Origin of the sequence: Psychrobacter sp. (assembly GCF_049295055.1) — a bacterium.
Lineage (GTDB): Bacteria > Pseudomonadota > Gammaproteobacteria > Pseudomonadales > Moraxellaceae > Psychrobacter.
In genome coordinates this window covers 26,810-37,160 of record NZ_JBAQQF010000051.1, presented here as the reverse complement: position 1 = coordinate 37,160, position 10,351 = coordinate 26,810, and the positions used below count along the sequence as shown (strand labels likewise).

The 10,351-nt window shown below is 40.7% G+C and carries 12 protein-coding genes; 3 read left to right on the top strand and 9 right to left on the bottom strand.

Features of this window, described 5'->3' with window-relative positions:
- From WAZ74_RS07660 to WAZ74_RS07635, 6 genes are all read right to left on the bottom strand, one after another.
- Positions 1 to 1,042 (bottom strand): FAD:protein FMN transferase (locus WAZ74_RS07660; protein ID WP_422307487.1); only part of this gene is annotated, 1,042 nt, incomplete at its 3' end.
- Positions 1,043 to 1,097: 55 nt separating this feature from the next.
- Positions 1,098 to 1,427, bottom strand: coding sequence for a hypothetical protein (locus WAZ74_RS07655; RefSeq protein WP_422307485.1), 330 nt, complete (start codon positions 1,425 to 1,427; stop codon positions 1,098 to 1,100).
- A complete protein-coding gene (locus WAZ74_RS07650) occupies positions 1,417 to 2,025 on the bottom strand; it encodes a PepSY domain-containing protein (RefSeq protein ID WP_422307483.1) in 609 nt (202 codons plus the stop codon). Before WAZ74_RS07650 ends, WAZ74_RS07655 begins: the two co-directional genes overlap by 11 nt.
- Before the next feature lie 54 nt (positions 2,026 to 2,079).
- Positions 2,080 to 3,567: an ATP-binding protein gene (locus WAZ74_RS07645; RefSeq protein WP_422307481.1), complete on the bottom strand. Its 1,488-nt coding sequence runs from the start codon at positions 3,565 to 3,567 to the stop codon at positions 2,080 to 2,082.
- 69 nt (positions 3,568 to 3,636) lie between these two features.
- Positions 3,637 to 4,311 carry a response regulator gene (locus tag WAZ74_RS07640; RefSeq protein WP_422307479.1) on the bottom strand — a complete coding sequence of 225 codons (675 nt, stop codon included), beginning with the start codon at positions 4,309 to 4,311 and terminating at the stop codon, positions 3,637 to 3,639.
- 76 nt (positions 4,312 to 4,387) lie between these two features.
- The gene (locus WAZ74_RS07635; RefSeq protein ID WP_422307477.1) at positions 4,388 to 4,993 is read right to left on the bottom strand and encodes a cytochrome b/b6 domain-containing protein; all 606 of its coding nucleotides are present in this window, start codon (positions 4,991 to 4,993) and stop codon (positions 4,388 to 4,390) included.
- Positions 4,994 to 5,177: 184 nt separating this feature from the next.
- On the opposite strand from WAZ74_RS07635, the gene WAZ74_RS07630 reads away from it, so the two are divergent.
- On the top strand, positions 5,178 to 5,726 hold the full coding sequence (locus tag WAZ74_RS07630; RefSeq protein ID WP_422307475.1) for a manganese efflux pump MntP family protein: 549 nt from the start codon (positions 5,178 to 5,180) through the stop codon (positions 5,724 to 5,726).
- A 521-nt stretch (positions 5,727 to 6,247) separates the two neighbouring features.
- Here the strand turns inward: WAZ74_RS07630 and tnpA are convergent.
- On the bottom strand, positions 6,248 to 6,646 hold the full coding sequence (gene tnpA / locus WAZ74_RS07625) for an IS200/IS605 family transposase (RefSeq protein WP_422307473.1): 399 nt from the start codon (positions 6,644 to 6,646) through the stop codon (positions 6,248 to 6,250).
- A 74-nt stretch (positions 6,647 to 6,720) separates the two neighbouring features.
- Between tnpA and WAZ74_RS07620 the strand changes: the two genes are divergently transcribed.
- The gene (locus tag WAZ74_RS07620) at positions 6,721 to 8,025 is read left to right on the top strand and encodes an RNA-guided endonuclease InsQ/TnpB family protein (protein WP_422307471.1); all 1,305 of its coding nucleotides are present in this window, start codon (positions 6,721 to 6,723) and stop codon (positions 8,023 to 8,025) included.
- Positions 8,026 to 8,037: 12 nt separating this feature from the next.
- Here WAZ74_RS07620 and WAZ74_RS07615 read toward each other — a convergent pair whose 3' ends face one another.
- Entirely contained in the window at positions 8,038 to 8,604 is a 567-nt protein-coding gene (locus WAZ74_RS07615) for a DUF421 domain-containing protein (protein WP_422307469.1), read from the bottom strand.
- A gap of 290 nt (positions 8,605 to 8,894) precedes the next feature.
- Between WAZ74_RS07615 and WAZ74_RS07610 the strand changes: the two genes are divergently transcribed.
- Positions 8,895 to 9,563, top strand: coding sequence for a hypothetical protein (locus tag WAZ74_RS07610; RefSeq protein WP_422307467.1), 669 nt, complete (start codon positions 8,895 to 8,897; stop codon positions 9,561 to 9,563).
- Between the two features lie 230 nt (positions 9,564 to 9,793).
- Here the strand turns inward: WAZ74_RS07610 and WAZ74_RS07605 are convergent, their stop codons facing one another.
- Complete coding sequence (locus WAZ74_RS07605) at positions 9,794 to 10,339, bottom strand: DUF3124 domain-containing protein (RefSeq protein ID WP_422307465.1); 546 nt, start codon at positions 10,337 to 10,339, stop codon at positions 9,794 to 9,796.
- Positions 10,340 to 10,351: the final 12 nt, after the last annotated feature.

The following is a 10,351-nucleotide window of genomic DNA, read 5'->3' as shown; positions in this document are numbered from 1 at the left end:
CTGTAACACCGAGGAGTATGCAGTATTTAGCGTACACCTCTGCTGTTATAGTGTCCGTAGCCAATACAGTTGCGGTTAGGACATCACTGCTTACTGGACGAGAATAGTGAGGGTGCATTAAATGATGTTGCCAACGACCGTCATGCCACCAGCGACGATAGTCTTGCCCAGACGTAGCAACGGCGCCAGAGCTAATAGCAAGGATTGCGACGTCTTCTTTGTATTGAACGTGCTCACTATTAGCAAAATAAGGTTTAGCAATAGCAACGCCCCAAGTAATTGGTTTATCTATTTGGTCTCTTGGAACGCCAATCGCGATATCTCCGCCCATATCTACTAAGCAAGGAAGTTGCCAGTCATGAACCTGGCTAATATGCTCAGCCAGTTGCATGGCGCACCAGCCTTTGACATAGCCATTCAGATCTAGTGCCATGCCAGTTGGAAGATATACTTGATGCTGTCCGTCAGCTAACCGGCGAAGCTGGATACGTTCTATTTGTTGATTGGCGTGGTTTAATTTAAAGTCGTTCGTTATAGATGCATCCTGCAAATTTATACTGGTATTTAAGTTAATATTTGAGAATGCATTTGAGCTAATCTTTGATGAGCTAGCCTTTGAACCAGTAATGGGTACGTATGGCTCAGACATTTTGGGTAAAGTCTCAAACGAATGCTGATAACCAGCTGCCCAAAGCTCTTTAAGTAAAGTCGGTGTTACCAAGCCTTGAGTCTTTGAGACAAAGTGAATAGCGTACTGTAAAACCTCGAATAACTCTGGGCTTACCTCAGTCCATTGGTCGGTATGGCTATTCAATCCCATCAGCTCACTGGTGTTATCAAAGCGACTAAAGATTTTTTCCCAATGGGCTAAGCGTTGCTGAATATCGCTCGTCAGAAAATCGACTTGTTGGTTTATTACCATCTGTGAATACTGCGGGCTCAGCCTTGTGATATTTAAGCTGACTTGAATATGACAACCCATGGCAAATAGTTTAATCGTTGCCAGCTCAGTTCTATTTTTATCGGGCATATTGGTTTGCATTTGCTGTCTCCCTTACCACAAACTTAAATTCAATCAGCGTTAATTTTTTCTTCATTTATTGAGAAGAACGTGTACGGGCGACCACCCTTATTGCCTGGGCAGGAGCTACTTCATTGACCTGTCGCAGCTGACTGATATCAACAATTGGTATTGGCTCAACAGTCATCTCACTATTCTGAGGAACAGTAGCGCTCAACACAGCAGTGTCCATAGCTGGCGCGTCTGCCTCTTGATTGAGTAATACTAGCCATCCCGCCATGGTGCCTGCAATCGAGACGATCATAATGCTGCTCTTAAGAGCGGCAAAAGGATCTACTTTTTTAGCAGTTTTATTAGCGGCCGTATTAAGGACTTTGGCCTGATGTGATTTGGTATTAGTCATCATAGCTATTCTCATCAAAGCCACCCTCATCATGTTGCTGATAGCTGGTAGCGATTAAACGGCCACTCTCTTTATAACGTTTGTCGTCGTGTTTTTTACTATCGTGTTTATCATCTTTATGTTTGTCACCATATTCATCATCATCATGATGTTTATCTTTAGAGTCATGATCGTCATTCTCAACGTAATCGTTGTTGGTAGCGACTGGATTAAGAACAGTACCAAGATTGGCATCAATATAAGTAGCGCCACTGTCTAATAGCACTTCATAAGCGGCTGTGCCGTTATAGTTGATGAGCTCTGGCGTCGCCTGCAATATCGCATCAGGCGTATCTTGTTTGGCAAGCGCGGTTGCCTGCGCGGCTGTGAGTGCAGCAAGAGAAGAAGGCTGAGTAGATAGAGATTGCGCTTGAGGATTTGCAGCTGCTTTAAAAGGCGATAAAGAAGAGGCGGCATCCATGTTTTGACTGATAGGATTTGCTACCGATAGGACGTTATCAGCGTTAGGCGACTGAGTAGATAAGGCGATGATGCCGCCAAAGAATACTAATGAAGTTGCACCGACTGCCAATAATAAGGGTTTTAATAGAGGTAGGCTCATAAGATGTACTCCGTATATGTTATTAGGGAATACAACTAGCATACGAGGTGAATATTAACTCAAGCTTAAGACAGCACTATTTAGTTTTTTAACCGTTACGATAAAACCTGTTTCTAGCTCGGAGCGGTTAGCAAAATCTAACGTGAGACCGTGAAGCTCTGCTATTCGATTGGCGATTGATAGTCCGAGACCACTACCTAATTGGCTTTGACCTGCTGGACGATAAAAGCGTTCGCTTAACCGAGTGAGTTGTTCTGGCTCTACACCTAAGCCATTATCAACCACGCTAATGGCGTTGCTATCCAGCTGCAGCTCAATCAATGAGCCTTCGGGACAATAGCGAATGGCGTTGTCTAACAGGTTGCGGATTAACAGTTTAAATAAAATGGGATTGATAAGAATGGGTAAAATATCAGCAGGATTATCACATTTCACGGTACGTTTTAATTGAATGTGCTTTTCACGAGCAAGACGATTGACATCACTGAGAACGATATCTGTCAGTAGCAGCCAATCTGGAGTTTCTAATTGCTCAGGGGGCAATTGTTGTTGCGGCTCTATTTTGGCTAAAATCAGCAGTTGGTCGACTAAATGAGTGGCACGTTCAATACCATTACTAATTTTCTGGGCATGATAAAACAGCTGATTATCATCTTCTATTCCGGACAACTGTAATATCTGCTGCTGCAACAAATCTGCTTGTAGCTTTAATGCCGCAAGCGGACTTCGTAGCTCATGCGAGGCATCAGCGGTAAAACGTTGCTCACGTGCTAGGGTATCCGCGACTTTTACAAATAAAGTATTTAAGGCGGTCACCAAAGGCTGAATCTCTTTCGGTACGTGTGCTGTGATGGGGCTATCGTCTTGCGGCTGACGCTGCTCAAGTTCACCACTAATTTGAGTTAACGGCATAAACCCGCGCCGAATCAATAAAACTACCAAAGCCATAAAGGCAAATAGCCCAATTAACATCGGCAGTACTTGTACCGACATGGCATTAACAATCATCTCTTGGCGAGAATCAAGATTTTGACCGACGGCAATCACCCGACCTTCATGCTCATCGTCATGGTCGTCATGCACATAAAACAAACGCCAGCGCTTACTAAAAGGGTTGAGGCGCTGATAGGCAGAATCCTGTTCTTCTAAAAACCCACTTTTATCTGGCAAAAAAGCAAATGACTGGCCATTTTCATCAGCCATCAATAGCCGTCCTTTTTTATCCCAAATGGCAAAACCCATATAATCATCTTCAGCTTCACCAAGATCACCTGATAGTTGCTTACTGTCTAAATTATATATTTTGGCAGTATGCTTGTTTTTACTTTTCTTTCTACTGCCATCTTCATCTTTCTGATAGCTGTCTTCATTTTCTTTAGGAGTAACACCTATTAAGTAACGGGCAACTTGGGTAATCTGGGTGTCATTCATCTCATTGATTTCGTGCCATAGCCGCCATGCAATAAAGCTGGAGGTAATTACCCAGAGCAAGGGTAGACCAATTAGTAGAGAGGTTAATAACCGTTGCTGGATACTTTTCATAGGCTCACAGATTAGGAAGCGAAATTTTAGAGGACAAGATGGATAAGCTAAACCTAGTCATACGAATGACTAGTGATGACTGTAGGCTGGATTGAGATAATAGCCGATACCACGTTTGGTTAAGATAAAATCATTGCCCAGTTTTTTACGTAAATGATGAATATGTACTTCAATCGCGTTGCTTTCGATGTCTTGTTGCCAGCCATATAGTTTGTCTTCTAAACTTGCTCGGCTGTGGATTTGTTTAGGATGGGTCAGCATTTGCTCTAATATTGCCACTTCCTTGACGGTTAATTCAACGATTTGACCTTGATAAACGACTTGCTGATTGTGAGGCTGGTAGGACACTTCACCATAACGAATTTCAGGCTGACTGCGCCCTTGACTGCGTCGCATCAATGCTTGCAAACGGGCAATAACTTCATCTAAGGCAAACGGCTTGACCAAATAATCATCAGCGCCGGCATTGAGTCCAGCAACACGATTGGCAATCGCATCACGAGCAGTAATAATTAATACCGGTGTACCTATCTGTTTGGCTCGCCAGTTTTGTAGTACGGTCATGCCGTCACCTTTTGGCAAGGTTAAATCAAGCAGTACCGCATCAAACATACCGTCTTGCAGCGCCATTTCACCTTGCTTGGCATCACCAAACCAATCGACCATCATGCCATGACTTTTTAAGCCGAGAATAATGCCTTCAGCGATCGTGCTATCGTCCTCTATTAATAATATACGTGCCATATCTATTCCAACTCTATGTTTATTGCATCGTATTTGGTTATTACTTAGTATCTGGTTATTGCATAGTCTCTAGTTGCTAAATAGTGTCTTGATCATCTATCACCGTTTTCTTGCCAGTGATCATCGATTTAATAAGATTCTGACGTTGCCAATAACTCATGGCAATGGCAGCGATGATATGTAGAGGAACAAGCAGGTATAAACTGTTGGCTAGTAACTCGTGCACTTCTTCGAGTAGGTCGGCATTACCAAAAATCTCTGCTTCCATCAAATAACCGGTTATGCCTAATCCTATAATCACTGCCCATAGAGATAGCATCATAATGGCTGCTAATGGGTTATGACCAAGATGCTGCTCATCAACACGGCGAACACTTAAAGCTGATAAGTGACGTTTAAGTCGTGTCGGTGTTGGGAAGAAGTTCGTAAAGCGCGCATAGCGTGTCCCTACTAAACCCCAAAGTAAGCGCAGAACCACTAATCCTACCACGGTATAGCCGACATAGATGTGAAGATCGCTGCCTTCTTCGGTAAAGAGTAGATTGGCAATAATACCAGTCGCGACTGTCCAGTGGGTGACTCTTACCAAAATATCCCAAACTTTCACCTGTCTGGTTTTAGGAATATCTGGCGAGTTTATGATAGAGTCGTCGACCACATTAATCATGTCTTTTTGGCTCATGGTTGTTGCTCCCTTAATAAAATGTTTGTTTTTTAACAATGTCGTAAGCAGACCAGAGGTAACATCATCTGTCTTACCGTTATTACAACAAACAAAGCTTAAGGTGAGCTTAGGAAACTAAAAAAACCAGACACTAAAGCAGTGGCTGGTATATCATTACATTTATAGAGAGTCCGATTTTATTATGCTGGAAATTTTCTTGTTAGCTTTAGCATTAGCAGCAGACGCGTTTGCTGCTTCAATTGGTCTTGGCGCTACGCATCAGGGTGATCCTAAAGCACAGTTTCTAAAAATAGCATTACTGGTTGGTTTCTATTTTGGTGTTGCTCAGGGAGTAATGCCGCTGATTGGTTATGCGCTGGGTTCTACCATGCTTGGCTGGTTGGCTGAAGGGTCTTCTTGGATTGCTTTTATCATACTGGTAGCGCTTGGTATTAAGATGCTTTATGAATCGCGTTCTGTTAACGATGATGACATGCGGGTTCATTTAAGCCACCGAACATTACTGTCGTTAGCCATAGCTACCAGTATTGATGCCATGGCCGCAGGCTTTACGTTAAACCTGTTGTCAGTCAACGCTTATCTGGCATGTCTGATTATTGCACTCACTACAGGAGTTTTAAGTGTTTTAGGCGCTTATATAGGACGTCGGTCAGGAACGTGGCTTGGTAGTTGGGCAGAAGCTTTGGGCGGCTTAGTACTGATAGCTATCGGAATAAACATGGTGCTATAACGTATATGTAGAGCTACTTCTCACGAGTGTAACTGTAATTTATTTTTATCGTTAGATTTAATACTTCTACCTTCATTGGTAGCCGCTCTTTTAAAAAAAGGCTTGCAAGCGCGCAAGCTATCGTCAAATTCCATTGGTATAAAAAAGCTCACTAATATGAACATCTAATCGGTTGTACTCAAATGTTAGTTAATAATCACCACAGTTAATGCACAAGCCTCAGAAATAGTCAGATGTTATAGAGGATTTTAACAGCCTGTGGTCTTTGATCTTAATAAAGAAAAATAGTCAGATTTATAAAGCCAGTTCATACGACAGAGCTTATGTTAAAAGAGTTTACTTAAAAATGATCAAGATAGACTTACTAAAAACTCACTTCGATGTTTTTCTATTTTACTTAGGTATCGTTCGTAATATTAGATTTTGAGGTGTTGTAAATAGGCTTAAGTAACAATTCGCTATCCAAAAAGCGAAAGAGGACTCCATCCGAGCTAGGATGGAGGTGGATTTCGCATATCTTGTTAGCCTTGCTGATTTTGAATGTACTGCTTAATAATCTCTAATGGTGCGCCACCACAAGACCCTGCAAAATAGGAACGTGACCAAAGAACCGGCTTGGAGTAAGCGGCTCTCAAGTCAGTAAAATCACCCCTCATGCGCCTACTGGTGACTGACTTTAAGTTATTCACGAGTTTGCTTAATTGCACCGTTGGCGGGTATTGGATCAGCATGTGAACATGATCAGCCTCACCATTGCATTCTTTCAATTCAGCGTCAAAGCTCTTACATATCTCAGCCACGCATTCTTTGAAATAAGCATGATGCACCTCACCAAGTATCTTTCTACGATATTTAGTAATAAAAACCAAATGAACATGAAGATTAAAGGCGGAATGGCGGTTTTTATATATCTCAGTCATTGCAATAATCGCTCTTAAATGCTAATATTTACAGTATATTATCAAATACACACTCATTAATAAAGAAAGTATTTATGAAGATCAACAAAGCGTATAAGTTTAGGCTTGAGCCTAATGTAGAGCAGGAGATTATTCTAAATAATCTTGTCGGCTCTGCGCGTTTTGTTTGGAATCAAATGCTAGCAATGTCGTTTGAGATGTTTGCTAAAAACGAGTTTATCAACGCAACCAACCTCGTTAACAAGATTATGGATGTAAAGAAAAACCCTGATTTTTCTTTCTTAAAAACCAGCTCTAATGCAGTGTCTTTACAGCAGAAAATACGTGATCTTGCATCAGCTTGGTCACGATTTTTTGACCCCAAAGCTCACGCCAGGCTCAAAGAGAATAAGAAAAAGTCTAAAAAACCCAAGTTTTTCAAGCTCGCTGACGGCACTGACGTTCAATTACGGCCACTTATGCCGCACTTTAAGCGAAAATCCGATGGGCGAGACTCAATTAGATTGGTTCAGTTTGATAAGTATTGCCGTATTGAGGGCAATCGAGTGAAACTGCCTAACGGTGTGGGCTTTGTAAAGTTTAGAAAGTCGCAAGATGTTATTGGCGCGATTAAAAACGTCACCATCAGCAAGAAATCAGGGCATTGGTACGTGTCGTTTGGCACTGAGCATGAGGTTGAAAATCCTCGTCACTCTGCAACCTCAGCACTAGGATTGGATTTAGGTATTACTAAATTTATCACCACCTCAAACGGTGAGTATATCAACCCAAAAAATAGCTTTAAAACCAATCAAGTCAAACTTGCCAAGCTACAGCGTCAATTAAGCAGAAAAGTTTTATTTAGTCAAAACTGGAAAAAGCAAAACCGTAAGATTCAAAAATTACACCATCATATTGCCAATGTTCGCCATGACTACCTACATAAAATCACAACCGCACTCAGCAAAAGCCACGCTATGATTGCCTGTGAAGATTTAAAAGTAGCCAATATGTCAAGATCAGCAAGCGGTACGCTAGAAAATAAAGGGCGCAATGTCAAAGCCAAATCAGGATTAAACAAATCAATCCTCGATCAAGGATGGGGTATGGCGCTTGATATGCTTGAATATAAGCAGCAATGGCAGGGCGGTCTACTGGTTAAAGTCAACCCACGATATACCAGCCAAACCTGCTTTAAATGCAAGCACAAAGCTCAAGAAAATAGGCAAACTCAGGCAAAGTTTGAGTGCGTCAAATGCGGTTATGTTGCGAACGCAGATTTTAATGCGGCAAGCAACATACTAGCGGCAGGATATGCCGTTTTGTCTGTGGAGGGAGGATGCGGTAAAGGTCGCCTGTTGAAACAGAAAGCTTGCGACAGCCTTGAGGAAGTCGCCTAAGAGCGTTTGCTTTTAGAATCCCACACTTGAGCTTGGCGAAAATGGCGGGAGTATGTCAACACGGATATCATCGAATAAGGAATAGTCAGGGGTGACTTCATTATTCTTAATCACACTCATATCACCTGTCGTTTCCATAATTACCGCAAACACTTCCTTTTTTGATTTCAGACCGTTCTTACGTAGTACCTCTTGAACATCGCTGGTACTGAGATTTGCCTCTTTTAAATTGTCCAAAAAATATTCACCGTGAGCCATTAAAATGATGGGTTGATTATCAATTAACGCTTTTATAGGTTTAAATTTTCGTCTAACCAGTGAGATGAATGCTTGTAAAATAAATAGTACGCCGACGGCTAGCAATCCTTGTAGCAAAGACGGAGAGTCAGACAATATCGTTGATGCTAAAATAATGCCAATACCGACTGTCATCGCAAAATCATAGCTTGAAAGCTTAGAAAAACTTCGCAGCCCCATCAATCGAGTAAAGAGCATCAAGACAAGATAGAATCCTAGCGCCGATAAAGTGATACCAAGTATTTGCTGCCAATCGATTGCAAACCACGCTTGCCATTCCATAATATTCCCTGTTACTCATTCATTATTGATAGCTATTATATTTTTTATTTGATGACATCAGTTAAAGGCTAACATTAGAAATGCCACATCTGTACTAAAAAATGAAGCTTTGTAGTTTAATTTTATTAACACAGCATGTGATGTCGATAGGCTATCTGATCTTGTCTAAATTTTATTAGAATAAGTGCTTGATAGGTGTGTTTACATTAAGATACTGAATAAAAAATCGTACTGGATTAGTATTAAGCGTCAATATCTCCTAAACAATAATATAAAGAGGGCTATAAACCATGTCAAATAATGCTTCTAATAACAACAACATAGATAGTGAATCAGCAGAAACCCTTAAGAACAATGCTGTAACTTCCGTAGAAGTTGTAAAAGGTGATCATGTGATTTCTGAAGACGACAAGTCTAGTAAAGACGACAAGTCTAGTAAAGAAGACAAATCTAATAAAGATGACAAATCTAATAAAGAAGACAAGTCTAATAAAGAAGACAAGTCTGATAAAGATGACAAGTCTGATAAAGATGACAAGTCTGATAAAGATGATAAATTTGGTGCGACGATAACCAATATCTATCAATGGGCAACGAAGCTTAAAGACGAGTTTACAGCTGACAAAGACAGTAAGTCTGATTCTGATAAAGAAGGAAAATCTGATAAAGATGACAAAGATGAAAAGCACAGTGCGACGATCGCTCATATCTATCAATGGGCAACAAAGCTTAAAGATGATTTTACAGCTGAAGCCTCTAATATGACGCATGACGTATCTGAAAAAGCGCTTGCTATGATGCTTAAGAGACTTCTTGATACCAAAACGGCCGAGTTAGAAGCCTTTGATAAGAAGGTAGCAGATTCTAAAGGCTCAGTAGATAATGCAGAAGAAGAACGTAGTAAGATTGCTGTAAAGAAAGAACAATACCAAGGTATGATCGATCAACTAGAAGTTTAGTAAGCAATTTAGGTAATTAGTAGCATTAATCCAGTGTTAGGCGCTTATAACAAGCGTTTAACATTGGGTTTTTTATTGTCTTTTATTTTGTTAAATGAATGAGTCAAATAAGATGCTGGTTTTCTAGATTTCGCTGCAATGCTTTTATTATATATCTTTTAAACTGCACACCTGCTCAATCCCATGCTAGTGAAATTATTTTATACGATAAAAGAGCAGAGCAGGCGTAATCAATGTACAACGGGTGTGCCTTCGGTACTAAAAGCAAAACCTTTATTACTAAAATTACCGATCATAACTGCTTCAATGACTGGTCTGACGGTTTCATCAATACCTTCGACTTCAATAATAAAGTTTGCGCCTGAGCCGCCTTTATCTTCTTCTTTTTCGACGATATAATTCAACGTTGCCATGGCAGGTAGCTCAATAGGGCCTTTTAAATAGGACTTTACAAGCTCGCCATGGGTACCGTAATAATCTATTTTATTAATATACAGCGAATTTTTTAAGGTTGTGTTACGCACGCTTAAGGTCGCTGATAATAAGACCTTACGGTTATCCCTATCGGTATAAATATCTGAATAAATCGGCACATAAAAGGTTTGTTTGTATTTAAATTGGCTGTGATCAACGTTTTTTGAAGTTTTTTCAAGCTCCTTAATCGGGTCTGCATGCTTCTCTGAAAACATGACATTTGGGTCTTGCTTAGACTCATCACAGCCGCTAAGCAGTAGTAAGCCAGCAATACATAGTACGGATATGCGACATTTATTCATAACGTTACCCTC